26 protein-coding genes are annotated in these 24878 nt (G+C 71.5%); 11 read left to right on the forward strand and 15 right to left on the reverse strand.

Annotation, left to right across the window (positions count from 1 at the left end; translation table 11 throughout):
* Position 1: 1 nt before the first annotated feature.
* A complete protein-coding gene (locus OHS17_RS31780) occupies positions 2-814 on the reverse strand; it encodes a class I SAM-dependent methyltransferase (protein ID WP_330314975.1) in 813 nt (270 codons plus the stop codon).
* 90 nt (positions 815-904) lie between these two features.
* Here OHS17_RS31780 and OHS17_RS31785 point away from each other — a divergent pair, with 90 nt between their 5' ends.
* From OHS17_RS31785 to OHS17_RS31795, 3 genes are all read left to right on the forward strand, one after another.
* Positions 905-1837, forward strand: coding sequence for an aminoglycoside phosphotransferase family protein (locus tag OHS17_RS31785; RefSeq protein WP_330315410.1), 933 nt, complete (start codon positions 905-907; stop codon positions 1835-1837).
* Positions 1838-1891: 54 nt separating this feature from the next.
* Positions 1892-3202 carry a VWA domain-containing protein gene (locus tag OHS17_RS31790; protein WP_330314976.1) on the forward strand — a complete coding sequence of 437 codons (1311 nt, stop codon included), beginning with the start codon at positions 1892-1894 and terminating at the stop codon, positions 3200-3202.
* 107 nt (positions 3203-3309) lie between these two features.
* Positions 3310-4050, forward strand: coding sequence for an SDR family oxidoreductase (locus OHS17_RS31795; protein ID WP_330314977.1), 741 nt, complete (start codon positions 3310-3312; stop codon positions 4048-4050).
* A gap of 70 nt (positions 4051-4120) precedes the next feature.
* Here the strand turns inward: OHS17_RS31795 and OHS17_RS31800 are convergent, their stop codons facing one another.
* Both OHS17_RS31800 and OHS17_RS31805 read right to left on the reverse strand, forming a co-directional pair.
* Positions 4121-5011 carry a GH25 family lysozyme gene (locus OHS17_RS31800; RefSeq protein WP_241836471.1) on the reverse strand — a complete coding sequence of 297 codons (891 nt, stop codon included), beginning with the start codon at positions 5009-5011 and terminating at the stop codon, positions 4121-4123.
* Between the two features lie 250 nt (positions 5012-5261).
* Positions 5262-5777, reverse strand: a complete 516-nt coding sequence (locus tag OHS17_RS31805) for a DoxX family protein (protein WP_330314978.1) — start codon at positions 5775-5777, stop codon at positions 5262-5264.
* A 120-nt stretch (positions 5778-5897) separates the two neighbouring features.
* On the opposite strand from OHS17_RS31805, the gene OHS17_RS31810 reads away from it, so the two are divergent.
* Positions 5898-6848, forward strand: coding sequence for an Lrp/AsnC family transcriptional regulator (locus tag OHS17_RS31810; protein WP_330314979.1), 951 nt, complete (start codon positions 5898-5900; stop codon positions 6846-6848).
* A 10-nt stretch (positions 6849-6858) separates the two neighbouring features.
* Here the strand turns inward: OHS17_RS31810 and OHS17_RS31815 are convergent, their stop codons facing one another.
* Genes OHS17_RS31815 through OHS17_RS31825 form a run of 3 tightly spaced genes read right to left on the reverse strand, consistent with a single transcriptional unit; the run spans position 6859 to position 10298 of the window.
* Positions 6859-7629, reverse strand: coding sequence for a phosphatase PAP2 family protein (locus OHS17_RS31815; protein WP_330314980.1), 771 nt, complete (start codon positions 7627-7629; stop codon positions 6859-6861).
* Positions 7630-8583, reverse strand: a complete 954-nt coding sequence (locus OHS17_RS31820) for a YihY/virulence factor BrkB family protein (RefSeq protein ID WP_330314981.1) — start codon at positions 8581-8583, stop codon at positions 7630-7632. It lies immediately after the preceding gene.
* The gene (locus tag OHS17_RS31825; RefSeq protein ID WP_330314982.1) at positions 8583-10298 is read right to left on the reverse strand and encodes a diacylglycerol kinase family protein; all 1716 of its coding nucleotides are present in this window, start codon (positions 10296-10298) and stop codon (positions 8583-8585) included. The genes OHS17_RS31820 and OHS17_RS31825 overlap by 1 nt, the downstream gene beginning before the upstream one ends.
* A gap of 189 nt (positions 10299-10487) precedes the next feature.
* Between OHS17_RS31825 and OHS17_RS31830 the strand changes: the two genes are divergently transcribed.
* Positions 10488-10868, forward strand: a complete 381-nt coding sequence (locus OHS17_RS31830) for a VOC family protein (protein ID WP_330314983.1) — start codon at positions 10488-10490, stop codon at positions 10866-10868.
* A 48-nt stretch (positions 10869-10916) separates the two neighbouring features.
* Positions 10917-11348 (forward strand): SRPBCC family protein, encoded by a 432-nt coding sequence (locus OHS17_RS31835; protein WP_018104964.1) that lies wholly within the window; start codon positions 10917-10919, stop codon positions 11346-11348.
* Between the two features lie 11 nt (positions 11349-11359).
* On the opposite strand, the gene OHS17_RS31840 is transcribed toward OHS17_RS31835, so the two are convergent.
* The 4 genes from OHS17_RS31840 to OHS17_RS31855 all read right to left on the reverse strand — a co-directional run bounded on the left by OHS17_RS31840 (position 11360) and on the right by OHS17_RS31855 (position 15842).
* Complete coding sequence (locus tag OHS17_RS31840) at positions 11360-11848, reverse strand: flavin reductase family protein (protein WP_330314984.1); 489 nt, start codon at positions 11846-11848, stop codon at positions 11360-11362.
* 112 nt (positions 11849-11960) lie between these two features.
* Positions 11961-13277 (reverse strand): phosphatase PAP2 family protein, encoded by a 1317-nt coding sequence (locus OHS17_RS31845; protein ID WP_330315411.1) that lies wholly within the window; start codon positions 13275-13277, stop codon positions 11961-11963.
* A gap of 279 nt (positions 13278-13556) precedes the next feature.
* Positions 13557-15353 carry a cellulase family glycosylhydrolase gene (locus OHS17_RS31850; RefSeq protein ID WP_330314985.1) on the reverse strand — a complete coding sequence of 599 codons (1797 nt, stop codon included), beginning with the start codon at positions 15351-15353 and terminating at the stop codon, positions 13557-13559.
* Between the two features lie 144 nt (positions 15354-15497).
* Complete coding sequence (locus OHS17_RS31855) at positions 15498-15842, reverse strand: hypothetical protein (protein WP_330314986.1); 345 nt, start codon at positions 15840-15842, stop codon at positions 15498-15500.
* Between the two features lie 120 nt (positions 15843-15962).
* On the opposite strand from OHS17_RS31855, the gene argJ reads away from it, so the two are divergent.
* Complete coding sequence (argJ, locus tag OHS17_RS31860) at positions 15963-17156, forward strand: bifunctional glutamate N-acetyltransferase/amino-acid acetyltransferase ArgJ (protein ID WP_330314987.1); 1194 nt, start codon at positions 15963-15965, stop codon at positions 17154-17156.
* Positions 17157-17207: 51 nt separating this feature from the next.
* On the opposite strand, the gene OHS17_RS31865 is transcribed toward argJ, so the two are convergent.
* The 3 genes from OHS17_RS31865 to OHS17_RS31875 form a co-directional block, all read right to left on the reverse strand.
* On the reverse strand, positions 17208-17576 hold the full coding sequence (locus OHS17_RS31865; protein ID WP_330314988.1) for a DoxX family protein: 369 nt from the start codon (positions 17574-17576) through the stop codon (positions 17208-17210).
* A gap of 3 nt (positions 17577-17579) precedes the next feature.
* Positions 17580-18179, reverse strand: coding sequence for a TetR/AcrR family transcriptional regulator (locus OHS17_RS31870; protein WP_330314989.1), 600 nt, complete (start codon positions 18177-18179; stop codon positions 17580-17582).
* A gap of 81 nt (positions 18180-18260) precedes the next feature.
* On the reverse strand, positions 18261-19151 hold the full coding sequence (locus OHS17_RS31875; RefSeq protein ID WP_330314990.1) for a TIGR03620 family F420-dependent LLM class oxidoreductase: 891 nt from the start codon (positions 19149-19151) through the stop codon (positions 18261-18263).
* Between the two features lie 206 nt (positions 19152-19357).
* On the opposite strand from OHS17_RS31875, the gene OHS17_RS31880 reads away from it, so the two are divergent.
* Positions 19358-20902: an MFS transporter gene (locus OHS17_RS31880; RefSeq protein ID WP_330314991.1), complete on the forward strand. Its 1545-nt coding sequence runs from the start codon at positions 19358-19360 to the stop codon at positions 20900-20902.
* A gap of 18 nt (positions 20903-20920) precedes the next feature.
* Here the strand turns inward: OHS17_RS31880 and OHS17_RS31885 are convergent, their stop codons facing one another.
* Positions 20921-21553, reverse strand: coding sequence for a TetR/AcrR family transcriptional regulator (locus OHS17_RS31885; protein WP_330314992.1), 633 nt, complete (start codon positions 21551-21553; stop codon positions 20921-20923).
* Between the two features lie 105 nt (positions 21554-21658).
* Here OHS17_RS31885 and OHS17_RS31890 point away from each other — a divergent pair, with 105 nt between their 5' ends.
* Positions 21659-22300, forward strand: a complete 642-nt coding sequence (locus OHS17_RS31890; RefSeq protein ID WP_330314993.1) for an FAD-dependent monooxygenase — start codon at positions 21659-21661, stop codon at positions 22298-22300.
* Here the strand turns inward: OHS17_RS31890 and OHS17_RS31895 are convergent.
* A complete protein-coding gene (locus tag OHS17_RS31895) occupies positions 22297-23250 on the reverse strand; it encodes an IS481 family transposase (RefSeq protein ID WP_330311593.1) in 954 nt (317 codons plus the stop codon). The genes OHS17_RS31890 and OHS17_RS31895 overlap by 4 nt on opposite strands.
* Positions 23251-23520: 270 nt before the next feature.
* Between OHS17_RS31895 and OHS17_RS31900 the strand changes: the two genes are divergently transcribed.
* On the forward strand, positions 23521-23883 hold the full coding sequence (locus OHS17_RS31900) for a hypothetical protein (RefSeq protein ID WP_330314994.1): 363 nt from the start codon (positions 23521-23523) through the stop codon (positions 23881-23883).
* A 72-nt stretch (positions 23884-23955) separates the two neighbouring features.
* Positions 23956-24822 (forward strand): GNAT family N-acetyltransferase, encoded by an 867-nt coding sequence (locus tag OHS17_RS31905; RefSeq protein ID WP_330314995.1) that lies wholly within the window; start codon positions 23956-23958, stop codon positions 24820-24822.
* Positions 24823-24878 lie beyond the last annotated feature (56 nt).

Here is a 24878-nt window from a genome sequence, read left to right on the forward strand (position 1 = left end):
GCTACGGCTGCCGAGGGCGGCGCCCCCACGCGGAGATCATCGGCGCCGTCGCGAGGTCGAGGCCGCCGGTCTCGACGTTCGTCAGATGGCGGTCGATCTCCTCGTCGGTGGCCAGCCCCGCCGCCACCAGCCGGCCGCGGATCTGCCGCACCGTCGCCGCCTCCAGGACCGTGCACGCCGGGGAGGTGATCGGGAAGTACGCGTCGGCCCGGACGTCTTCGAGACCCGACTCGCGCAGCAGCCGGGGCAGCGTCCTGCCGTACTCCAGATCCGCCCCGCGCCCCGCCATCAGCGACCGGAAGCCCGAGCGCAGCCGGTTGGCGAGCCGCTGCTCCGGCCCCGACTCGTCCGGGCACAGCAGTGGCTGCAACCCCGGATCGGCGTCCTCCAGCAGCAGCACGCCGCCGGGCCGCAGCGCCCGGACCATCCGGCGCAGCGCCTCCGCGCGGTCGGTGACGTGCACCAGGACCAGCCGGGCGTGCACCAGATCGAAACCGCCCTCCGGCGGCGGGTCGGCGGCCACGTCGTGTTCCAGCACCTCGATCACCCCGCCGGCGATCCCCCCGGTCCAGGACACATCGATGTCGGTGGCGACCACCGCCCCGTCAGGGCCGACCCGATCGGCCAGACCGAGTGGCACGGACGGCCCGCCCGCACCGACCTCCCAGCACCGCATGCCGGGCCCGATACCCAGCTGGTCGACATGGCGGAACGTCACCGGGTCGAAGAGTTCGGAGAGCGCGCCGAAGCGGATGCCCGCCTCCGACTGCTGGTTGTCCAGGAGATAGCCGTGATCGGATTCGTGCTGAGCCATGGCGTCATTCTGACAGCCTGGCCGGAAACGGCCGGACGGCCCGCCCCGGCCCGGAAATCGGCTCGACAGGCGGGCGCGCGGCACCGTGTGATGGTCCGGGCCGCCCGCCGCACGCAGTGGGCCGAGGACAAGGAACCGTCGTTGGCAGCCACGAGCGACCGCCCCGCGATCGATACCCCGCTGGTCAGGCGGCTGGTCGACAGCCAGTTCCCGCAATGGGCCGGACTGCCGCTGGAACGGCTCACCCAGGCCGGTGCCGACCATGTGATCCACCGGCTCGGCGGCGAACTCTCCGTAAGGCTGCCGCGCTACGCCGGTGCGATCGGGCAGGCCCGCAAGGAGCTCACCTGGCTGCCCCGGCTCGCCCCGCACCTCCCGCTCGCCGTCCCCGAGCCCGTCGCGGTGGGGGAGCCGGGCCTCGGATACCCGTGGCCGTGGGCGGTGACCCGCTGGCTGGACGGCGAGCCCGCCACCGTCGAGGCCCTGGGCGACTCGCGCGGGACCGCCGTGGCGCTCGCCGGATTCCTGACGGCCCTGCGACGCTTCGAGCCCGTACCGCTCACCCCCGACCTCGACCGCACCGCGGACTCGCTGCACGGGCGGGACCCGGCCACGCGCGCGGCGATCGCCGCACTGGACGGTGTGTTCGACGCCGGGCCCATGACGAAGGTGTGGGACGCGGCACTGGACGCGCCCGCCCGGGACCGGCCCCCGGTCTGGGTGCACGGCGACTTCCACACCGGCAACCTGCTCACCCGCGACGGCCGCCTCAGCGCCGTCATCGACTTCGGCGGGCTCGGGCTCGGCGACCCGGCCTGCGACATGATGATCGCCTACACCCTGCTGTCGGCGGACAGCCGGGCCGCCTTCCGCGCGGCGCTCGGTCCGGACGACGCGACCTGGACACGGGGGCGCGGCTGGGCGCTGGCCACGGGGCTGAACGCCTACACCTTCCACGCCGCCACCGACCCGCGCGTGGCCGCGCAGACGACCCGGCAGATCAACGCGGCTCTCGTCGGCTGAACATCTCCCGGACCCGGTCGACCACGCGGAACACCGGCAGGCAGACTGGGGGCCGTGACGACACTGAGCAAGGGCGCCAACATGCCGGTGGCCCCGTCCGCCGTCCGGGCCGTGCTGAGCTGGACGGCCGGGCCCGGTGTGCCCGACGTCGACGCCTCCGCGCTGGTGCTGGGCGCGGACGGGCGGGTCCGCTCGGACGGCGACTTCGTCTTCTACAACCAGCCCCGGCACGCCTCCGGGACCGTCCGCCACCTCGGCAAACAGCCCGGCTCCGACACCCTGGAGGCCGACCTCGCCGCGCTGGGCCCCGAGGTGGAACGGATCGCCCTCTGCGCCTCGGTCGACGGCGGCACGTTCGGGCAGGTGCCCGGTCTCCATCTGCGGCTGCTGGGCGCCGGGTCCGGGGCGGAGCTGGCCCGCTTCGACATGGCGGCCGGCCCGGAGACCGCGTATGTGTGCGGGGAGCTCTACCGGCGGGCCGGCGGATGGAAGTTCCGCGCCGTGGGCCAGGGGTACGCGAGCGGGCTCGCCGGCCTGGCGACGGACTTCGGCATCAGCGTGGACGAACCGCGTACGGCACCGGCCCCCGCTCCACCGCGCCCCGGCAAGGGCGAGGAGCACCTGCCGGTCGACATGCGCAAGCGCCTCTCGCTGCGCAAGCAGCAGGTGGCCGTCAGCCTGAGCAAGCACGGCCTGGACCGGCTGACCGCCCGCGTGATCCTCGTCCTCGACGCCTCCGGATCGATGAGCGCCCTCTACTCGCGCGGCACCGTCGCCGGGGTCACCGAGCGCATGGCGGCCGTCGCGGCTCAGCTGGACGACGACGGCGAGATGCAGGCGTGGACCTTCGCCTCGAACCCGGCCCGGCTCCCCGACCTGACCGTCGGTGAACTGCCCGAGTGGCTGCGGCTGCACGTGCGCGTCGGCCAGGTCAGCCTGTTCGGACGGAAGAAGCCCCAGAGGGGACTGGCCCCCGGCCAGGTCGACATGCGCGCGGTCGGCATCCAGAACGAGGAACAGAAGGTCATCGCCGAGGTCCGTGCGTATGCACGCGCCAACCCGGTGCCCGCGCCGACGCTCGTCCTCTTCTTCTCCGACGGCGGTGTGTACCGCAACGACGAGATCGAGCGCGAGCTGCGCGCGGCGGTGGAGGAACCCGTCTTCTGGCAGTTCATCGGCCTCGGCCGGGGGCAGTACGGAGTGCTGGAGCGGTTCGACACCATGCCCGACCGCCGGGTGGACAACGTCGGCTTCTTCGCCGTGGACGACATCGAGCAGCTCTCCGACCAGGAGCTGTACGACCGGCTGCTCTCGGAGTTCCCGTCCTGGCTGCGGGCGGCCCGGCAGGCCGGCATCCTGCGCTGAGCCGTACGGGTCATGAGTCGGGGGACGGCCGGGTTACGGCACGTACGGCCGGGAGCCCCGGGCTTACGGTGGCGGCCGGCCACCCCCGGCTCACGGAAGGCTCGTCCATGAAGATCACGGTCATCGGCGGTACCGGACTGATCGGCTCCCGGCTCGTGTCGAAGCTGCGCGAGGCCGGGCACACGGCGGAACCCGCCTCCCTGTCGACCGGTGTCGACCTGCTCACCGGCCAGGGCCTCGGCGAAGCGCTCAGCGGCGCGGAGACGGTCGTCAACGTCACCAACTCGCCCACCTTCGACGCCGCGTCCCCCGACTTCTTCCGTACGACCATGGGAAACCTGCTGACGGCCGGTGAACAGGCCGGTGTACGCCACCAGGTCGTGCTGTCCATCGTCGGGGTCGACCGGGTACCCCAACTGGACTACTACCGGGCCAAGACGCTTCAGGAGGAGCTGCTGCGCAACGGGCCCACCGCGTACTCCATCGTGCGCGCCACGCAGTTCTTCGAGTTCATGGACGCCGTCATGTCGTGGACCTCCGACGAGGACACCGTCCGGCTCCCCGCCACCCGCCTCCAGCCCATCGCCGCGGCCGACGTGGTCGCCGCCCTCGCGGACACCGCCACCGGCGCGCCGCTCAACGGAACGGTCGACGTGGCCGGGCCCGACGTCTACCCGCTCGACAAGCTCGGGCGCCTCACCCTGGCCGCCCGGGGCGACCGCCGCACCGTCGTCACGGACGACCGGGCGGGCATGTTCGCGGCCGTGGAGGGGGACCCGCTGATCGCGGGCCCCGGGGCGCGCATCGCCACGACCTCGTACGACGAATGGCTCGCCGGGACCCGCTGAGACGGGAGGGCGGCCACACGGTGCGAGCCGGAGCCCGCACCGTGTGGCCGCCCTCTGTCCGGCCGGTGTCTCAGGTGTTGTTGGCCAGAGCCAGCAGCCGGGTGGCGTCACCGTTGAACCGGTCGCGGTCCACGGCTCCCGAAATGCCGCCCACCGAACCGGAGTCGGTGTACTGCCAGAACGTCCAGTACGGGAAGCCCTTCGGGATGGTGGGGCTCGCCGCGCTCGTCCAGTGCGCGGTGAACAGCGGACTGCGCGCCGACATGCCGCTCCAGCCGCCCGTGCACGAGTTCCACCAGCTCGCACTGGTGTAGATGACGACGTCGCGGCCCGTCTTGGCCTTGTACGTGTTGTAGAAGTCGAGGATCCACGACTGCATGGCGGAAGCCGACTTGCCGTAGCAGCCGCCCTCCAGGTCGAGCATCCCCGGAAGTGTCAGGTTGTCCCGCGACCACGCGCCGCCGTGGCCTGCGAAGTAGGTGGCCTGGGCCGCTCCGCTGGACAGGTTGGGACGCGCGAAGTGGTACGCGCCCCGGATCACCTTCGCGTTATAGGCGTTGAGGTAGTTGGCGTTGAAGTTGGGGTCCTTGTACGTGGTGGACTCGGTGGCCTTGATATAGGCGAACTTGATGCCCGCCGACTTCACCGACGACCAGTTGATCGAGCCCTGGTAGTGCGAGACGTCGATGCCGGGGAGCGTCGTCGCCTGGATGGAGGCGCTGCTCTCCGGAGTGAGGTCCACGTGCCGGTTGTCCGGGGCGAACGTGTCGCCGTCGGCGAGGTAGCCGGCGCCCATGTACCCGTCGCCGAGCGGGATGGCCCCACTGGACGACGCGGGCGGCTGCGGCGACGCCGAGGCCGGCACGGCGGTGACGGTGGGCACCGCCACCATGCCGAGGCCGACGGCTCCGAGGGCCACCAGCTTGCGGAGTGCGGGTCTGCGGCTGCGGATCGATAACACGGGAGCCTCCTGGGGTGAGCGGCGCGAAGGGGGGTCTACTCGCGTAGCATGTGGAGCGGTTCCGAGCGTAGCGGCGGGTCCGGGAGATGGCCTGTCACGGAGTGCGGGAGAGCCGCATTCTTGACGAGGGCACGCCACGAGTGACGCATGAACACCACTGCGTCGTAAAGGGTTTCGGATTGGTCTCTGTGGTCCAGTCCAGTGAAGAATCCGCCGAGCTGGGGCGACACCGCCAACCGGGTGAGAAGTTTCACTCCGCTGAAACCCCGGCGTGCGCCCGGCGGTCCGGCAGGCGGACATCAAGGCCCCGCGCCGCGAGCAGTGCGACCGCGATGTACACCGCCTGCTCGGGGATCCGGAACCACAGCGGTGTCGCCGGATCATCGCCGAGCGGGACGTCCGCCACGGCGGCGTACACATTGGCGGGCAGCATCAGCACCAGGAGCACCGCGAGACCCAGCCCGGCCGCGGGCCGTGTCGCCGTTCGTACGAGCCCGGCGGCACCGAGGAGTTCCAGCACCCCTGTCCCGTACACCACCGCATGGGGGAGCGGGACGAACGGCGGCACCATCGCCGTCAGGTCGTCGTGGCTGGGCATCACACCGCCGCCGTCCGGCACGAAGTGCGCCGCCCCGCTCGCCAGGAACAGCACCGCCAGACCGTGGATGACGGCGGCCCGCCAGTTCGCGAACCGGCCGACGCCCAGAACACCCAGGAGCCGGAACACCAGCGTCGGTCCGGCGAGAAGCATGAGGGATTCGAACATCAGGTCCTCCGAGAACGGCGATCGGCACGGGCACGACCGCCATGCTTCCCGGCCCCGCCCCGGCCCGGTCCCCAACTGGGCCCGCGGAGACCGCATTCGACACCGGCCTACACTGCCCGGATGGAATCGGTCACGCTGGACGCACTCGACCTGCGACTCCTGCACGCCCTCCAACTCGACGGCCGCGCCCCCTTCAGCAGGATCGCGGAAGTGCTCGACGTCTCCGACCGCACCGTCGCCAGGCGCTTCGGCAAACTCCGGGCCGCCGGTATCGCCCGCATCGCCGGAGTGACCAACAGCCACCGCCTCGGCCACGCCGAATGGCTCGTCCGGCTGCGCGTCCCGCCCGCCCGGAGCACCGCACTCGCCCGCGCGCTGGCCCACCGACCCGACACCGCCTGGGTGGCCGTGCTGTCGAGCGGCACCGAGATCGGCTGCGTCTTCCGCGTCGCCGGGGAGGGCCCCGCGCCGCTGGCCGCGCTCGGCCGCCTGCCGTACGTCAGCCATGTCGAGGCACACCGCGTGCTGCGCCCGGTCATGGAACGGCGATGGTCCGGCCGGAACCTGGCGCTGACCGACGACCAGATCGCCGTGCTCACGCCCGAGCCGGCCGCCGACCCCACGCCGGTGGAGCTGACCGACCTCGACCGCCGGCTGCTGCCCGCCCTGGCCGCCGACGGCCGTGCCGCCTACCCGGACCTGGCCCGGCGGATCGGCTGGTCGGAATCCGCCGTACGCCGACGGCTGCACGAGCTGCGCCGCATGGGCGTGCTCCAGCTCGACGTCGAGATCGACTCGGGGCTCTTCGGCTTCTCCGTGCAGTGCATGCTGCGGCTCTCCATCGCGCCCGGCAGGCTCGCCCAGGCGGCCCGCGCCCTGGCGGAGGACGCCGAAGCGGCCTTCGTCGGCACCATGACGGGCTCCCACAACCTGGTGGCCGTCGCCGTCTGCCGGGACGCCGCGGCCCTCGACACGTATCTCACCGAGCGCGTCGGCACGCTCGACGGTGTCGAACGCGCGGAATCCGCGCTGGTCACCGCCTACTTCAAGCGCGCCGCCCCGGAGGGCTGAGAGCCGCTCCTCAGCGTTCCGGGGCCGTGCCCGTCAGTTCGGGCTCCAGACCCTCCGTCATCTCGCTGCGCCCCAGACCGGATTCGGCGCGCCAGGCCTCGAAGGCCCAGGCGGTCCACGCCACCACGGCGAGCCCCAGCAGCCAGCCGCCGACCACATCGCTGAACCAGTGGACACCCAGCGCGACCCTGGTGAAGCCGACACCGAGCACCGACAGCACCGCCACCGCCCAGCACACCGCCCGGCCGCGCCGGGGCACCAACGGCAGCAGGACGAGCAGCAGCACCGCGAAGGTCGTCGTCGCGGTCATCGCGTGCCCCGACGGGAACGAGAAGCCCGGAGCCCGCGCCACCGGATCCTCCAACGACGGCCGGGCCCGCTCGACCACCACCTTGACCAGGAGGCCCGTCAGCCCCCCGGCCACCGCCGTGACGGCGGACCAGGCCGCCAGCCGCCAGGCCCGCCGGTACAGCAGCCAGCCGGTCAGCAGCGCGACCGCGCAGCGCAGCGTCAACGGGTCCCAGACCCAGTCCGACAGGAAACGCAGCGCACTCGTCCAGGCCGGGTGGTCGAGCGCCGTGCGGTGCAGCCGGCCGGCCGCACCCGAGTCCAGCGCCCGCAACGGCCGCCAGTGCCCCTCCACGAGGACCAGCACCAGCGCGAACGGCACCGCGGACACCGCCGCGACGGCGGCCGCCCCGAGCAGGCGCACCCCGAACGCGCGGTCCGCCGCCCGGCGCCGGTGCTCCCGCAGCAGGCGTGTGGTGGCTCGTACAACCATTCATGCTCCCGGATCATCTTGAATCGGCCCGGGCCGGCGGGCGCGGGCAGCCTCCAGCTGCGCCGCGAAGGACAGCCCGAGGAACAGGGCTATGGAGGTCAGATACGCCCACAGCAGCAGCGACATGAAGGCGCTCAGCGGGCCGTAGACCGTGTCGAAGGAGCCGCTGAGGGAGAGGTACTGGCTCAGCAGATAGGTGAGCGCCGTCCACAGCACCAGGTACAGGGCCGCCCCGAACGCCAGCCAGGTGTAACCGGGCTGGTTGCGGCGCGGAGACCGCCGGAAGATCGCGCTTGCCGACATCAGGGCCAGCAGCAGACCGATCGGCCAGCGCAGCAGGTCCCAGGTGAACCGGGCCGTGTCACTGAGGTGGTACACCGTCGCGGCGGCCGTGACGAGGTCGCCGCCGACGACCATCAGGATGAACCCGATCCCCAGCGGGATGCCCGCCGTCAGCGACATCACCAGGCCCCGGAAGTACTTCTGGTGGAACGGGCGGTCACGCTCGACCCCGTAGATGCGATTGGCCCCGCGCTCTATCTGGCACATCGCCGTCGTCACGTTGACCAGCGAGAACAGCAGGCCGAACCAGAGCGTGAGCTGAGCGCCCTCACCGGCCCGGCGGCGGCTGCGGTCGAGCGCGTCGTCCACCACATCGGCGCTCGGCCCCGCCGCGATCCGATGGATCGTCAACTCGGCGAGCCGCCCCACATCCTCGGTGTGCAGCGTGGCCGAGAGCCCGACGAACGCGATGACCAGCGGTATGACCGCCAGCACCGTCTGCAGCGCCAGCGCCCGCGAGTGGCTGAACCCGTCCGCGTAACGGAAACGTACGAACGAGTCACGCACCAGCGGCCAGCGTCCGTAGCGGCGCAGCGAGGCCAGGGCCTCGTCCGCGGTCAGCTCCTCGCCCGCCATGTCACGGGTCTGCGGGACCCGGGTCGCCGTACCCATCACTCACCCCCCGACGGCAGGAGGACGGTGAGCGCCCCCGGACGCACCTCGGCCACGAGCAGGCGGCCCTGATCCACCGGGTCGCCGTCCAGCTCCCTCGACTGCGGTGACGCGAAACGGAGTTCGGCGCGGCGGAAGGTGAAGTACTCCACGGGTGTGTCCGTGGAGCCGCCCGGCTTCGGACGCCCGCGCAGCACCGCGCCGACGGCACGCACCCAGCCGCCCGGGCCGTGCGGGTCGAACACCGCCAGATCCAGGAGCCCGTCATCGGGCTCGGCGGACGGGACGAGCGTGGCCCCGCCCTGTACGTCCCCGATGTTGGCGAGCAGCACCATCCGCGCCGTGCGGCGCAGCACCGGCCCGTCGTCCAGCCGGATGGACACCGACATGCGCGGCGCCCGCAGACCGCGCAGCCCGGCGACCACGTACGCGGGCCAGCCGATCGCGGCCTTCGCCGCACTGTCGGTGTTCTCCAGCATGGCGGCGTCCAGGCCCGCCCCGGACATCGCGGTGAAGTGGGTGGCGGGCAGGCCGTCGCCCTCGATCCGGCCGAGGTCGATCCGGCGCTCGGTGCCCGTCAGCGCCGCGGCCAGCGCATCGGGGGGCGCCACCGGCAGGCCCAGGTTCCGGGCGAGCAGGTTGCCCGTGCCGCACGGGACCACGGCCAGCGGGACCCCCGTCCCGGCCAGCCGGTCGGCCGCCGCCCGGATCGTCCCGTCGCCGCCGCACACCACGACGAGCGACGCGCCTTCGCGCACCGCTGCCGCCGCCTGCCCGCCGCCCGGGTCGTCGGCCGTTGTCTCCACGAACTCCGCGGCGTGCCGCCCGTGCTGCTCCAGGACGAGCCGCAACGTCTCGCGCTGCTCCTCGTCGGTCACCGTCGGGTTGACCACGACCACCGTGCGGCCCGCGATCCGCTCCGCACGCTCGGCGGCCGCCTCCTGGGCGATCTCCATGGCGTTCGAAGGGACCGGGGCCGGGCTGGTGCCCTCGGCCAGCAGGGCGCGGCCCGCCACCAGCAGGGACAGGGCGCCGTTCAGCATGCCGCCGAGCACATCGGTGGGGTGGTGCATCCCCCGGTAGAGCCGGGCGAGCCCCACGAGCAGCGGGATGAGCAGCAGCAGCCCGGCGAGCACCTTGCGGCGCCGGCTCCGGCCGCCGGGGAGGAGGGCCAGCACGGCGAGACCCGCGTAGAGCGCCGTCGCGGCCCCGGTGTGCCCGGAGGTGTAGCTCGCCGTCGGCGGGGACGCGTCGAGCCGGTCCACATCGGGCCGGTCGCGGTCCACGCAGATGGTGATGATCAGGAACACCAGGGACTGGAGCGAGACGCCGACGGCGAGGAAGATGGCCTGCCGCCACCTCGGGAGCCGGGGCAGCACCACCAGACCCAGGCAGACCAGGACCGTGATCGCGATGATCGTGAGGGTGTTGCCGGCCTCCGAAGCGAGGAACGACATGTCGGTCAGCGGGCCGGTCCGCAGATGCTCGAACCCCTCATTGACCTCGTCCTCGACGCTCAGGGGCCAGATCGAGTGCGCGGGCCCCGTGATGAGGAGCCCGAGTCCCACCATCAGAGCGGCCTGGCAGACGGTGAGCGCGGTGAGGCGCAGCCCTGCCGTGCGGACACCGGTCGTCAGGGCGGGGGAGCGGCCCGGACCGGCGGGGACACGGGCCCCCGTCGGCGGCACGGGTCTCTCCGGCTGGGTGGCAGACATGGGTCCCCCCTGTTCGGTGGTGGGGAAGGCTTCGGCCTTCCGGTGCACCGCCGTCTGCCCCGTATTCCGCCGGGCAGGCATGGAGCGGGCGTGAGCCACGCAACCTCCGGTGACCGGGTGTGACCGGGTGAGGTGGGGGTACGTGGAGCGGCGTCCGGAGAACGAGCAGCCGCGAACAGGAGGACGGTCATGGCGGTGCCGAAAACGGGTCTGCTGGTGCTGGACTGTGCCGAACCGCAGGAGCTGGCGGACTTCTACGCCGCACTGCTGGGCGCCGAGGTCCGTCCCGGTGACGACCTCGACGTCATCGAGGTGGTGGGCGCGGCCGGAATCCACCTCGCCCTTCGCATGGACCACGGCCACGCACCGCCGAGCTGGCCGAGGCCCGACGATTCGCAACAGGCCCATCTGCGCATCCTGGTCGCCCGTGAGGACATGGACGAGGCGGAACGGGAAGCGATCGGCCTCGGCGCACGTCCCCTGGACACGAAGGACAACGGCGGCGCACGCGACACCCGCGTGTACTCCGACCCCGCCGGACACCCCTTCACCCTGGCCACGCGCTCCTAGCGCGTGTCCGCCAGTACGGATCACACCCACCTACGACTAGGAGTCCCCATGTCTTCCTCGATTGTCGAGACCGTCGATATCAAGGCCCCGGTCGCCGTGAGCTGGGCGCTGTGGAGCGATGTCGCCCGCTGGCCCGCCTTTCTGAGCCACGTCCAGCGCGTCGACCCCCTGGACGCGCGCCGGTTCGCCTGGCAGCTTTCCCTCCCCGGTGCCGAGAAGGAGTTCGTCGCCGAACTCACCGAGGTGATTCCGGAGAACCGGATCGCCTGGAGGACCATCGAAGGCGTGCACCACGCCGGGGTCGTCACCTTCCACCGGCTGGACGACGAGTCGAGCCGGGTGGCCCTCCAGATCGAGTACGAGCCGCAGGGTTTCGTGGAGTATCTGGGCGCCCTCACCAACCTGGACTCGGTGCTGGCCAATTACGACCTGGGTGAGTTCCAGAAGCTGGCCGAGCGGACGGCGCGGGGCGACTTCTGACAGCCCGGAGCTCAGTCCACGGGGTGGCCCGGCGGGATGTCGATGGCAGCGTTGACCGACAGGAACGGGAAGCCCCCGTCCGCCGAGTGGTGCACCTCTTCCGGGGCGAGCAGATGCCCGATGTGGTCCCCGCCGCCGATGCGCCGCTCGACGCGGCCGGCGAACCACGCGGGCGCCTCGTCCAGCACCGGCACCCCGCCCGGCCCGGGGTGCCAGGCGACCCGCGCGAACTTGTCCGTACGGTCGCCGGTCTCGCCGCCGAAGAGCCTGGCCAGGGCGTTCTGGTCGCGGCGGAGCAGATGGACGGCCAGCCGGTCGGTGCGGGCGGCGATCCGGCAGGTCCGGTTCAGCTCCGACAGCCACACCATGAACCGGGGCAGCCGCATCGAGCACTGCGACCCGAAGCCGACCAGACAGCCGGCCCGCTCACCGTCCGCCTCGGCGGTCACGACATACATCGGATAGTCCAGCGCGTCGGTGAACCGGTCGAATGCGTGCACGGCGGGTCGCTCCTTGCCGGGGCCTCGGGTCTCTGACGGCACCACCCCGCCGGTTCGCGAACCGGCGGGGTGGTGCGAGGCGTCACACGTTACCCAGGACGTGGACGGCGGCTCAGGCCATCTCGGGCTGCGGCTCCAGCTTCGGCACGGGCGCCGCCTTCGGCTCCCAGCGCCGGTCGATCCGTACGTACGCGTAGATCACCGAACACATGGCCAGGACGACCAGCGGCCCGAACACCCACGGGTGGTGGGCCATCTCCAGCGACAGATAGCGGTACGACACCAGGAGCGCGGCGAAGACCGCGGTGCCGTAGGCGACCAGGCCGACGGCCGGGCGGTCCCAGCCGCGGTTCAGCGCGCGCATGCCCGTCTCGATCGTCAGCGTGAACACCACACCGGCGACGAGGTCCGCGCCGTAGTGGTAGCCGAAGCCCAGGGTCGCGGCGAGTGTGGCGACGAGCCAGAAGGTACCGGCGTACCGGAGGAACTTCGGGCCCTTGCGGGAGTGGATGAAGATCGCGGTGGCCCACGCGGTGTGCAAGCTGGGCATGCAGTTGCGCGGGGTGATCTCGTCGAACGGCATGTGGTGCGGGGTGCCGACCGGCACGGCGGTGTCGGGCCACATGTCGGCCACGGCCCAGTGGCCGCCGTCGGCGCCGAACGCGAAGACCGGGCCGACCACCGGGAAGATCATGTAGATCGCCGGGCCGAGCAGGCCGATCACCAGGAAGGTGCGCACCAGATGGTGGGCGGGGAAGCGGCGGTCCCTCGCTACATTGCGCAGCTGGTACACCGCGACACAGACCGCGGCGACCGCCAGCTGCGCGTAGACGGCGTTGAGGAAGTGGGTGCCGGCCGAGCCGGTCGCCTCGATGAGCCGCCCCACCACCCAGGACGGGTTGCCGAGCGCGTGGTCGGCGTTGGCCATGTACTGGTCGAGCACCTCGGGGCGGGTCTTCGAGGTGATGACCAGCCAGGTGTCACCGGTCTTCCGCCCGGCCACCAGCAGCAGACCCAGCCCGACCCCCTTCAGGAGCAGCACGCGCTCCTGGCCCGTGCGGCGGGTGAGGGCGATGACCGTGACACCGATGATCACCCACAGCGCACCGTTTCCGAAGGGATGGCCCTCCTTGACCGGGGCGTCGGCCACCCACCTGATCAAGGCGATGACGACGTCGATCCCCGCTGCCACACCGAGCGCGATGAACCGCTGCCTCCAGGTGAGGACCACCATCATCAGCCCCATGCTGGCGTACAGCAGGAAGCCTGATTTCGGGGCGATCACGACTTCTTGGACCTGGGTGGTGACCGGCCCCGGCAGGCCGTAGTGGCGTGCGGCGATCTCCAGTGCGACGAGGAACGCGAGTGTCACCACCGCCGCCGCAGTCCATAGGATCACTCGTGGCCGGCGCCATGCGGCGAAGGGTATTCGGCGGTTTATTCGCGAAAACACCCGCGATGCTCTAGATATCAATTCTCTGGCCGATGTCCTGGGTTTTGGTCAAATAGGTCGCTTTTCATGCCACATGGCATGGTGTGCGGGCGATGAGGGTGGTCGCCGGGGTGGGATCATGCTAGCCGAGGGGTTTCGACGGGTATTTCGGTGGTCGTGTCCGCGTTCGAAATCGGTGTCCCGAATGCACCGTAGCCCGCCACGACGGGCGGGCTACGCTGCTCCCTTCCGGAGCGGGTCGTGCGGAGGGGAGGGTCAGGACAGCGTGCAGCTCACGGTCGGGACGGTTCCGGCGGCCGGTGTGCCCTGGAAACCGAAGCCGGCGTGTGCTCCCGCCGCGAGGCCGCCGTTGTAGTCGGTGCTGGTGACGGTGACGGAAGCGCCGCTCTGCGTATAGGACGCGTTCCACATGTTCGTGATCTTCTGGCTGCCGCCGTAGGTCCAGGTCAGCTTCCACGAGGTGGCGGGTGCCGTACCCGTGTTGGTCACGGTGACGTCCACCCCGAAGCCGCTGCCCCAGTCCCCGTTCACCGTGTAGACCGCCTTGCAGCCGGTGTTGCCGCCGGAGCCCGTGGTGGTGGCGGTGACGGACGCCGAGGGTGTGGAGGTGTTGCCCGCCGCGTCGCGGGCCCGGACGGTGTACGTGTACGAGGTGCCGGACGTCACACCGGTGTCGGTGAACGTGGTGCCGGTGGCGGTGCCGGCCTTGGTGGAGCCCCGGTAGACGTCGTAGCCGGTGACCCCGGTGTCGTCGGACGCGGCCTTCCACGACAGGGAGACGGAGGTGCCGGTGGTCCCGGTGACGGCGAGGCCGGTCGGGGGCGTGGGCGCCTGGGTGTCGTCATCGCCGCCGCTGCCGCTGCCGAAGTCGGGCGCCTTGATACTCGCGAGGTAGCCGTCCTTCACGGTGTCGACCGAGGTCCAGTCGTCCTTGAGGATGCCCCCGGTGTCGCCGGAGTTCGGGTTCCAGGACCAGAAGGTCCAGGAGAAGCTGTCGGCCCCGTACTGGCTGGTGGGCCGCAGGTAGTCCGCCAGGGCCCTCAGCCACTTCTGGTCGGTGGTGGACTGGAGCGTCGTACCGAACTCGCCGACCCACACCGGGGCGATGTTCTGCTTGAAGATGTAGCCCCAGTACTTGTCCCAGACGCCGGGCATGTTGTCCGGGAACGAGGAGTCGGTGAACCAGGGCTGCTGGGCGACGCTGGTCGCGTAGTCGTGCGCCGAGTACACCACCTTGTGCGGCACGCTCAGCTCCACCGGGTACTGCCCGACCCTCATGAGGTTGCCGCCCCACCAGCCGGACACCCCGTCGACGGTCTGCACGCCCTCCACGAAGATCAGCAGGTCCGGGTTGGCGGACAGCACGGCGTTCCCGCCGCGCTGTGCCGCGAGCCGCCAGTCCTTCGTGGTGTCGCCGCAGCCCCAGCAGGCGGGGTCGTGCGGCTCGTTGTGCAGGTCGATGCCGACCACCGCGTCGTTGCCCGCGTACCGGGCGGCCAGTGACTTGAGATGGGTGAGCCAGGTGGACTCGGGGACGGCAGAGGTGTACCAGAGCGCCGACTGGCCCGCCGAGTCGGGGCGGTGCCGGTCCAGGATGACCTTCATGCCGACGCTGCCCGCGTGGTCCACGATGCGGTCCATCACCTGGAGCGAGTTCAGGCCCGCCAGGTCGGTGTTCATCCCGGCGGAATAGTTGATGCTCGCCGGCTCGGTCCCGGCGAAGATGTCGTCGCTGTAGGGCAGCCGGATGGTGTTGTAACCCAGCGACCGCATCTGGTCGATCATGCTCTTGTAGTCGCGGGACCAGAGTCCGTGGGGCACGTAGTTGGCGGTCTCGAAGCCGAACCAGTTGATGCCGGCGATGCGGACCGGCTGGTTGGCCGCGTCCAGGATCTGCCGCCCGCTGGTGTGCCAGTAGCCGGAGCCGGCGTCGGCCGCGCGGGCCGCGTCGGCCGACGCCGTGTGGGCACCGGCGAGGGGCAGGAGCAGGGCCGCCGCGGCGACGGCGACGGTTCTGGTGGCTCTTCGGAAGGTGCGGAGAGGGTGAAGCACGGTGCTGGTTCCTCTCTCGGAGGCGCGGTGCGGGGTACGAGGAGGGAGTGGGAGCGCTCCCATCGCGCAATAAAAGCGATAGAGCAATGAGCATGTCAATGGACGTGCTGCGTTCATCTGTTGAACGCGAGTGGAATGCCGGTCCTAGCAGTTGCACCCGGTGGCATAGAACGCGAGGAACAGGGTCACCCCGGAGGTGAGTGCGAAAAAGCCCGTCGTGATGGCGGCGACACCTCGTTGTGGGGCGCTCTCCGGGCTCTTCGGCCGACGGTGAAGCGTCACCCAGGCGCCATGGGCGAGGGCGATGCCGGCGAGTGCCGTGCCCGCCACGGTCAGGCGGGGGTTGGTCGCCCAGCTCAGATAGGCCACGAAGGTGAGGCCGCCGAGCAGTATGCAGGCGAGAAAGCCGAGCAGCAGCTCGCCGACCGCTTCCATGACGAACTCCCCCAGGTGTCTCCCGATGCTCTTCGCGACCCTTTGCGCGCCCACGGCGCCCCCCCTCCTGTGCATGCTTCGGCTCGCAGGAGAGGACTCGTGGAGGGGTGTGGGGGTTGCCCGGCCGTGAAAGGGGGTGGACGCGCGACCCTCCGCGCTGCAAAGATATGCCACATGACGCATGATCATGCATCTCAGGTGAATGACCAACTGACCTGGCCCACCGGCTTTCGCGGGTACACCGGCCATGGCGGGTTGCGCGACGTCGGGGACGACATCTCGATCGTCGCCTCGGACCGGCCGGCGACCAGTGCCGCCGTGTTCACGCAGAGCCTTTTCGCCGGTCCGGCCGTGCTGCTCAGCCGACGGCACGCGGCGGGGCGCAACCTCCGTGCCGTGACCACCCTGGCGCAGAACGCCAACGTCGCGACCGGGCGCCGGGGCGAGGAGAACGCCGCCGAGGTCGTCAGGCGCGTGGCCGGAATCCTCGGAGTCGCCGAAGGGGAAGTGCTCATCGGCTCCACGGGGGTCATCGGACGCCCCCTGCCGATGTCCACCATCCTTCCGCACTTCGACCGGACCGCCGAGCAGGGCCTCGCCGCGTTCACGGCCGCCCCCCAGGACGTGGCCCGCGCCATGATGACCACCGACACCCGCCCCAAGACCGCGTCCCGCACCGTCGGACGGGCGCGCATCGTGGCCGTGGCCAAGGGCGTCGGCATGCTGGAGCCCGACATGGCCACAATGCTGGCCTACGTGTTCACCGACGCCGCGCTGTCACCGGCCGACCTGGACGCCGCGCTGCGCGGAGCCGTGGACCGTACGTTCAACTGTCTGAGCGTCGACACCGACACCTCCACCTCCGACACCGTGGCCGTCATCGCCAACGGGGCCGCCGGACCGGTCGACCCCGCGCTGTTCGCCGAGGCACTGGCCGATCTCTGTCTGGATCTCACCCTGCAACTGGCGAGCGACGGCGAGGGCGCCACCAAGCTCCTGCGCGTCACCGTGGGCGGCGCCCGCGACCGCGCCCAGGCCAAGCGCGTCGCCAAGAGCGTGGTGAACTCGCCCCTGGTCAAGACCGCCGTCCACGGCGCGGACCCCAACTGGGGGCGCGTGCTCATGGCCATCGGCAAGAACACCGACGACACCGACATCGTCCCGGACCGCGTCACCGTGAGGTTCGGTGACACCGAGGTGTATCCCGACGAGCCCGAGGCGGACACCCTGGGCAAGCTCGTGGAGCTCATGCGCCGGAACGAGGTGGACATCGCCGTCACGCTCGGCATCGGTGAGGGCGAAGCGACCGTGTACGGCTGCGACTTGTCCGCCGGCTACATCCGCGTCAACGCCGACTACACCAGCTGACCGGCGGGCCCGTCGCCGCGGCGCACACGCGCACCGCGGCGACGGGCCGGATCACACCCGTACGAAGCACCCCACCAGCACCGCCAGTGAAACCACCAGCATGCCCAGGCAGTTCACCCAGAACGTCATGTTCAGCGCCCGGGCGCGGATGTGTGCGGCGGCGGCCGCGAGGAAGTAGACCACGATCGCCGCGGTCGTCGTCATGGCCACACCGGGCACCCAGAAGCCGACGACGAGACCCACGACCGAGGCGGTCTTGGCGGTGGTCAGCACCCACCACCACTCGCGGGGCAGCAGGACGCCCTCCAGGCAGTCCACGATGAACTTCGGCGGGCGCAGCATCATCGCCGCGTCACCGGCCTGGATGACCAGCAGGACCACCACCGGCCAGGCGGGGGAGGGGAGTTCGAGGAGCGACATGGGTCAGTTCCCTTCCTGCGCGGTGACGAAGGCGGCGATGGTCCTGAGCCTCGCCGCCGTCTGCTGTGGTTCGGTCGTTCCGGCCGCGAGCAGCATCAGTTCGCCGAGATAGCCGGCGAACATCACCTGCGCCCCGAGCCGGGCGCGCGCCTCGTCCATCCCGTCGTTCACCATCGCGGCCCTCAGGTTGTCCTCGGAGAGCGCGCGGAGTGCGCCCAGGGCGGCGTTCTCCGGCCTGCCCCGGGCCAGCGTCCGGAAGTACGCGCGGGCCAGCTCGTCGTTCTCGGCGAACAGGGCCAGGAACGGGTCGAAGTAGTGCGCCAGATAGTCGGCGGCGGGCGGCGCGGCCCCCGTCTCCGCCGGTGCGGGAGGGGCCGGGATCCGGTCCGCGATGGCCTGGTCGTACACCAGGCTCAGCAGCGACTCCTTGTCCCCGACCGCCATCACCGCGCCCACCGAAACACCGGCCTCCGCGGCGATCTGACGCACCGTCGTGCTCTGGAAACCCCGCTCGCGGAAGAGCTCGGCGGCGGCCCGGACGATACGGGCGGCGGTCCGCCGCTTCTGCTCCGCCCGGGTTGAGTGAACGTGTTCACCGAACATGTTCATAATGTACGAGGACGGCTCCGCCCATGCAAGAGCCCCGGCCCGCGCGCTCGCGGACCGGGGCTCGGGCACTCCCGGTTACAGCTCGTCGCCGAACGCGTCGGCCAGCTCGCGGTACTCCGCCAGCGGCAGCCCCGTCCTGCCGCCCTCCGCCGTGACCACCTGGAGGGCCACGTGGTCCGCGCCCGCGTCCACGTACTCGCGCGTCCGCGCCTTCACCCGCTCGGCGTCGCCCAGCGCGAAGAGGGCGTCCAGCAGTCGCGCGCTGCCCCCGCCGTCGAAGTCGCCCTCCGTGAAGCCGAGGCGCAGCAGGTTGCCGGTGTAGTTGGGCAGCTTGAGGTACATCGCCAGCATCCCGCGCGCCGTGTCGCGGGCCCGGTCGAGATCGGTGTCGAGCACCACGGACAGCTCGGGCGCCAGCAGCGCGTCAGGGCCGAGCGCCTGCCGCGCCTCCGCCGTGTGCGCGGCGGAGACGAGGTAGGGGTGCGCGCCCAGCGCCCGGTCGGACGCCAGCTTGAGCATCTTCGGGCCCAGCGCCGCCAGCACCCGGTGCCGGGGGCCGACGGACGGGTCGGCGGCGTCCAGTGCGTCGAGGTAGGCCACCATCGCGCTGTACGGCTTCGCGTACTGCGGGGCCAGCGCGTCGTGGCTGACCCCCAGGCCGAGGACGAAGCGGCCGCGGGCACTCGCGTCGATCGCGGCGATGCGGGCGGCCACCTCCTCGGCGGTGTGGTCCCAGATGCTCAGGATGCCGGTCGCGACGGTGATGGTCCGGGTGGCGGCGACGATCTCGGCGGCGTCGTCGGGCGAGGGGCTGCCGCCGAGCCACAGCGTCCCGTAACCCAGCGCCTCGATCTCGGCGGCCGCCTCCGCGATCGCCTTCCTGCCGTCGGCGTCCACCCGGGAGGAGTGCAGGGCTCCGTTCCAGATGCCGATCCGGCCGAACGTCTCACGCTTCTCAGAAGTCATGCCGGGGACAACAGCGCCCGGCGCGCACTATTCCCGCGCCTCCCGCGAATGGGTGGCGCGTCTCCCGACACGCCGTCAGCGGGCTGTGCGCGGGGCCCATGTGGCTCAGTCGCCGCGTGTGCGGCGGCGGCGCCGGGGCAACTGGCGGATATTGGATGCTCTGCGGCTCCGCAGGACGCGCCAGCCCGGACGAGGAGGTAGCTGCCGTGACGACCCCCGCCGCATCGGAGGGACCTGGAGACAGGGAACATCGCCCACCCAGGGGAGGGGGCCGAGGGCGCGATCAGCGCGATGAGGCGGCGGCGCCCGGCGACTCCGGAGTCGGCACCGTCACCACCGCCGTACCGGCCAGACTCGACCGGCTGCCGTGGTCGCGCTGGCACTGGATGATCGTCATCGGCCTCGGCACCGTATGGATTCTCGACGGCCTCGAAGTCACGACGGTCGGCAACATCGCGAGCCGGCTCTCGGAGGACGGGTCGGGTCTCGACATCACGTCCGCGCAGGTCACCGGACTCGCCGCGGCCCTCTATGTGGCCGGTGCCTGTACGGGGGCGCTGTTCTTCGGCTGGCTCACCGACCGCTACGGCCGCAAGAAGCTGTTCATGGTGACGCTCGCGGTCTACCTCGCCGCCACCGCCATGACCGCCCTGTCCTTCAGCGCCTGGTGGTTCTTCCTCTTCCGCTTCCTCACCGGCTTCGGCATCGGCGGCGAGTACGCGGCGATCAACTCGGCCATCGACGAGCTCATCCCCTCGAAGTACCGGGGCCGGGTCGACCTCATCATCAACGGCAGCTACTGGCTGGGCGCGGTCGGCGGTGCGCTGCTGTCCATCGTGATGCTGGACACGAGCATCTTCCCCAAGGACCTCGGCTGGCGCCTCACCTTCGCGCTCGGGGTCGTCCTGGGCCTGGTGATCCTCCTCGTACGCCGGCACGTCCCGGAGAGTCCGCGATGGCAGTTCATCCACGGGCACGGCGAGGAGGCCGACGAACTGGTCGACTCCGTCGAGCGGGAGGTCGAGGCGGAGAAGCACGAGAAGCTGCCGCCGCCGGCCGGAGAGATCACGATCCACCAGCGCAAGAGCATCGGCTTCGGGCTCATCGCCAGGACCGTCTTCCACAGCTACCCCAAGCGCGCGGTGCTCGGCCTCTCCCTCTTCATCGGGCAGGCCTTCCTCTACAACGCGATCACCTTCGGGTTCGGCGCGATCCTCACCACGTTCTACGACGTGGAGAGCGGGCACACCGGCTACTACTTCGCGGTGATCGCGGCGGGCAACTTCATCGGCCCGCTCGTCCTGGGCAAGCTGTTCGACACCATCGGCCGGCGCATCATGATCGCCGGCACCTACATCCTGCCGGGCATCCTGCTGTTCATCACGGCCTGGCTGTTCGACCGGGGCTCGCTGACCGCCAACACCCTCACCGCGTGCTGGTGCGTGGTGCTGTTCTTCGCGTCGGCCGGCGCCAGCAGCGCGTACCTCACGGTCTCCGAGGTCTTCCCCATGGAGACCCGCGCGATGGCCATCGCCTTCTTCTACGCGATCGGCACCGCGGCCGGCGGGATCAGCGGCCCCCTGATCTTCGCCGACCTCACCGAGTCGGGCGTCCCCGGCGACACCGCCCTCGCGTTCTCCATCGGCGCGGGCCTGATGTGCGCGGCGGGCCTGGTCGCCGCCTTCCTCGCGGTCGACGCGGAGCAGCGCTCCCTGGAGGACATCGCCAAGCCCCTGTCCCAGACCTCGTAACACCTCCAGCGGCATCCCTCAGGCCGGACCCGGCGTCGCGGACGCGGGTCCGGCCAGTCCGTGCAGCAGCAGCCGGGTCAGCGTGTCGATGATCTCCTCGTCGGAGACCTCCGGCCGCCCGGGCCCCGCCGTCGTCACCGCGAACGCGAGCTGCGAGACCATCGCGCCCGTGGCGGCGGCCACCACGGCCGGATCGCCCGGAAGACGGTGCCCCCGGTCGCGCAGCCAGGCCAGGTGCTCGCGGAAGATGCCCGTGTCCCCGGCCAGGCTCGCCCAGGCGCGCCCCTCGCGCGGCGGCCCCGCGAAGGTGGTCTGCATCATCGCCACGATCACCGGGAGATGGTCGCGGATGACCCGCCAGGTGACCGCCAGGTGCGCGCGCAGCTGCTCCGGGTCGGTCAGGTCGTGGTCGGCCGGGTGCTCCTGCGCGCCCATCTCCGCGTGCAACTGCGCGTTCAGATCGCCCACCAACGCCTTGAGCAGGTCTTCCTTGTCCGCGAAGTGCGCGTAGAAGGAGCCGGTTGCGCGCCCGGCCTCACGCGTGATGTCGGTGATCTTCGTATCGAGGTAGCCCCGCTCGGCGAACAGCCGGCGCGCCGCCTCCTTCAGCGCCGCCCCGGTCTCGGCGGCCTTCTCCTTGCGAACGCCCATCGGACGGTGGCTCCTTGTCGCGCTTGACGTGCCATCGGGTGCCCATCATAGTGAACCGGAGTTCGATGAATTGAGATTCACTGAATATGGATTCAGGGGGCTGATGTGAACGTCATCGTCGGCGGGGGAGTGGCCGGACTGGCGAGTGCCATCGCGTTACGGCGGCTCGGCGCGGAGGTCACGGTCTACGAGGCGTACGCCGAACCGGCGGGCCGGGTGGGCTCTTTCCTCAGCCTCGCGTCCAACGGGCTACGGGTGCTGCGCGCCCTCGGCGTCCTGGAACAGGTGCGGCGCGCGGGCTTCGACGTGCCGCGCCAGCGCATGTGGGCCGGGTCGGGCAAGCTGCTCGGGGACGTACCGAGGGGCCGGCTCGGCGGCGACGGCCTGCACAGCGTCACGCTGATGCGCGGCGCCCTGGTCGAGACGCTGCGCACCGAGGCGCTGACCGCCGGGGCGCACCTCGTCACGGGTGAACGCCTGGTGGACGCCGCCGCGACGGACACCGGGGTACGCGCGGTGTTCGCGAGCGGCCGCACGGCCGAGGCGTCCCTGCTCGTCGGCGCGGACGGCATCCACTCGGTGACCCGCACCCCGCTCGACCCGGACGCGCCCGTTCCCGCGTACGCCGGTCTGTACAGCATCTCCGGCGTCTCCGAAGGCGTGCCTGTCGAACCCGGCGTCTTCCACATGACGTTCGCCCGCAACGGCGCCTTCCTCCACCTCGCGGCACCGGACGGCAGGCCCTAGCTGTATTGCCCTGTGAGGTTGGGGACGCGGCTGGCGGGTGGCTTGCCTGCGAGCGCGGTGTGTCCGCGGTGGTGATTGTAGGTGTGCAGCCAGCCGGGGAACGCGTCGCGTCGTTCCTGCTCTGATTGGTAGGGGCGGGCGTAGGCCCACTCGTCGAGCAGGGTGCGGTTGAGGCGTTCGACCTTGCCGTTGGTCTGCGGCCGGTAGGGGCGGGTTCGCTTGTGGGTGATCCCGGCCGCTGCCAGGGTGTCGCGCCAGGTGTGGGACTTGTAGCAGGAGCCGTTGTCGGTCAGGACGCGTTCGACGGTGATGCCTGCGCTGGTGAAGTAGGCGTGGGCCCGCTGCCAGAAGGCGGTGGCGGTCTCCTTCTTCTCGTTGGTGTGGATCTCGCTGTAGGCGAGGCGGGAGTGGTCGTCGACGGCGGTGTGGATGTAGCTGTAGCCGGCGCTCTTGCGGGTCTTGCGGCCGGCCTGGCGGCCCAGCACCTTGTGGCCGCCGCCGTCGGGGATGTTGCCGAGCTTCTTGATGTCCACGTGCACCAGTTCGCCGGGCTTCTCGCGTTCGTAGCGGCGTATGTTCCGGCCGGTCGCACGGTCCAGATGGGTTAGACGGGCGAGCCCGAACCGGGTGAGGACCCGGTGCACGGTCGAGGGCACCAGTCGCAGGTGGTGGGCGATGCGGGCCGGGCCCCAGCGCCGTAGGACACGAACTTTGATGATGCGCCGCTCGGTGCGGGTCGGGGTCCGCCCGGGACTGTGACGAGGACGCGAGGAGCGGTCGGTCATGCCCGCTTCACCGAGGTGCCGGTAGCGGCCGGCCCAGCGCTGGGCTGTGGTTGGTGAGACCTGGAAGCGTTCGGCGGCTCGGCGCAGCGGCCAGCCCTCCTCGACCACACAGCGGGCCAGGCGCAGGCGTCCAGTCTCGGTCAGGGGTGCATTACGGTGGGGCACGAGGGCCTTTCGGTCAGGTGTTGACATCGCAATCCACACCGAACCGGAAGGCCCTCACCTGCTTCAAGATCCCTCAGCCGAGACCTGGCTCACCCGTCCACAACCTCCCAGGACAGAACACCTAGCCCCGGGGAGCCGGATCTCGATCGCGGCGACGAGGCATGGCTCACCCATCTCGCCGGTCTCCACCGGCACGAGCGGGTGCCGTCCGCCGTCCTCGCCGCCACCGTGACACTGCACCGCCCCACTTCGACCCACAGCCTGGGCCCGGTGACGGTCCGTCACAGCGACCGCATGGTGCTGCTCGGCGACGCCGACCACCCCGTGGGCGCCGGCCAGGGCGCGTCGATGGCGCTGGAGGACGCCCTCGTGCTCGCGCGCTCGGCACGGAGACCTCCGTACCGGCGGCCCTCGCGGCGTACGACGCGGCGCGTTCGGACCGACCGGCTCGCGCGGATGGCCCGGGCGGCGGGCAACCGAGACTCCAAGACGGCGGGCCCGCTCGGCCGTTGGGCGCGGGACCTGATGATGCCGGTCGGCATCCGCTTCTTCTACGAGAAGGCCATGGCCTGGCTCTACACGTACGACTGCGGCGAACTCCCCGCCGCACTGGCGGGCGTGCTGCGGGACTGACGTACGGAACACAGCCCCGGCGTCCCGGAAAGCGGATGCGGTCCGGCCGTGTGGTGGTGTGGGATCGAGGGCATGACGATCGCACTCGGCACACCGGACACCGAGGGACTCGGCGCGGCGGCGGACGCGCTGCGGGGCTGGCAGGCCGAGGGTGCCCCGATGCAGCTGCACCCGGGCGACCTCGGCTGGTACGGGCGGACCGGCCCACGGACCACCGCGGAAGCGGTCAGGACGTGGAGCCGGGCCGGGCGGATACTCGCCGTCGGGCTGCTCGACGGACCCGGCCTGATCCGGCTGACCACCGCGCCGAACGCCCGCCGGGACGAGGAGCTCGCGCGAAGACTGGCCGACGACATCGCCCTCCCCGCACACGGGGTGCTGCCGGAGGGCCGGGCGGCCGTCGAGGCACCGCGGGACGCGCTGGTCCGGGAGGTGCTGGGGGAGCGGGGCTGGGGCATCGACGAGCCGTGGACGCCGCTGCGCCGCGACCTGACCGGGCCGGTGCCCGCACCGGACCTGACCGTCGAGGTCGCCGGTCCCGGACTGGCCCACCAGGTGGCGGCCGTCCACCGCTCGGCGTTCCAGGGCTCGCGGTTCACGGACGCCGGGTGGCGCGCGATGGCCGCGGGGCCGCTGTTCACCGACGCCCGCTGCCTGCTCGGACGCGACGAGCGGGGCGACGCGGTGGCGACGGTGACGGTCTGGTCCGCCGGGCCGGGAAGGCCGGGGCTCCTCGAACCGATGGGCGTACACCGGGACCGCCGCCGCCGGGGCCACGGCAGGGCGATCACCCTGGCCGCGGCCGCCGCGCTCCGGGAACTCGGCGCGTCGAGCGCCCTCGTGTGCACACCGAGCTCCAACACCGGGGGCGTGGCCGCGTACCTGTCGGCGGGCTTCGAGCGGCGCCCCGATATCCACGACCGGTTCCGGCCGGCCTGAGGCCGGGCGCCGCTCGCTGATCATGGACGGCGCTGTTCGGGGCACATGGCGGGCGA

The sequence above is a fragment of the Streptomyces sp. NBC_00523 genome (assembly GCF_036346615.1).
GTDB lineage: Bacteria > Actinomycetota > Actinomycetes > Streptomycetales > Streptomycetaceae > Streptomyces.

Coding starts and splice junctions, on each gene's coding strand:
- OHS17_RS31780 (WP_330314975.1), bottom strand. CDS start 814: ATGGCTCAGCACGAATCCGATCACGGCTATCTCCTGGACAACCAGCAG.
- OHS17_RS31785 (WP_330315410.1), top strand. CDS start 905: ATGGTCCGGGCCGCCCGCCGCACGCAGTGGGCCGAGGACAAGGAACCG.
- OHS17_RS31795 (WP_330314977.1), top strand. CDS start 3,310: ATGAAGATCACGGTCATCGGCGGTACCGGACTGATCGGCTCCCGGCTC.
- OHS17_RS31805 (WP_330314978.1), bottom strand. CDS start 5,777: ATGTTCGAATCCCTCATGCTTCTCGCCGGACCGACGCTGGTGTTCCGG.
- OHS17_RS31810 (WP_330314979.1), top strand. CDS start 5,898: ATGGAATCGGTCACGCTGGACGCACTCGACCTGCGACTCCTGCACGCC.
- OHS17_RS31815 (WP_330314980.1), bottom strand. CDS start 7,629: ATGGTTGTACGAGCCACCACACGCCTGCTGCGGGAGCACCGGCGCCGG.
- OHS17_RS31820 (WP_330314981.1), bottom strand. CDS start 8,583: ATGGGTACGGCGACCCGGGTCCCGCAGACCCGTGACATGGCGGGCGAG.
- OHS17_RS31825 (WP_330314982.1), bottom strand. CDS start 10,298: ATGTCTGCCACCCAGCCGGAGAGACCCGTGCCGCCGACGGGGGCCCGT.
- OHS17_RS31830 (WP_330314983.1), top strand. CDS start 10,488: ATGGCGGTGCCGAAAACGGGTCTGCTGGTGCTGGACTGTGCCGAACCG.
- OHS17_RS31835 (WP_018104964.1), top strand. CDS start 10,917: ATGTCTTCCTCGATTGTCGAGACCGTCGATATCAAGGCCCCGGTCGCC.
- argJ (WP_330314987.1), top strand. CDS start 15,963: ATGACGCATGATCATGCATCTCAGGTGAATGACCAACTGACCTGGCCC.
- OHS17_RS31865 (WP_330314988.1), bottom strand. CDS start 17,576: ATGTCGCTCCTCGAACTCCCCTCCCCCGCCTGGCCGGTGGTGGTCCTG.
- OHS17_RS31870 (WP_330314989.1), bottom strand. CDS start 18,179: ATGTTCGGTGAACACGTTCACTCAACCCGGGCGGAGCAGAAGCGGCGG.
- OHS17_RS31875 (WP_330314990.1), bottom strand. CDS start 19,151: ATGACTTCTGAGAAGCGTGAGACGTTCGGCCGGATCGGCATCTGGAAC.
- OHS17_RS31885 (WP_330314992.1), bottom strand. CDS start 21,553: ATGGGCGTTCGCAAGGAGAAGGCCGCCGAGACCGGGGCGGCGCTGAAG.
- OHS17_RS31905 (WP_330314995.1), top strand. CDS start 23,956: ATGACGATCGCACTCGGCACACCGGACACCGAGGGACTCGGCGCGGCG.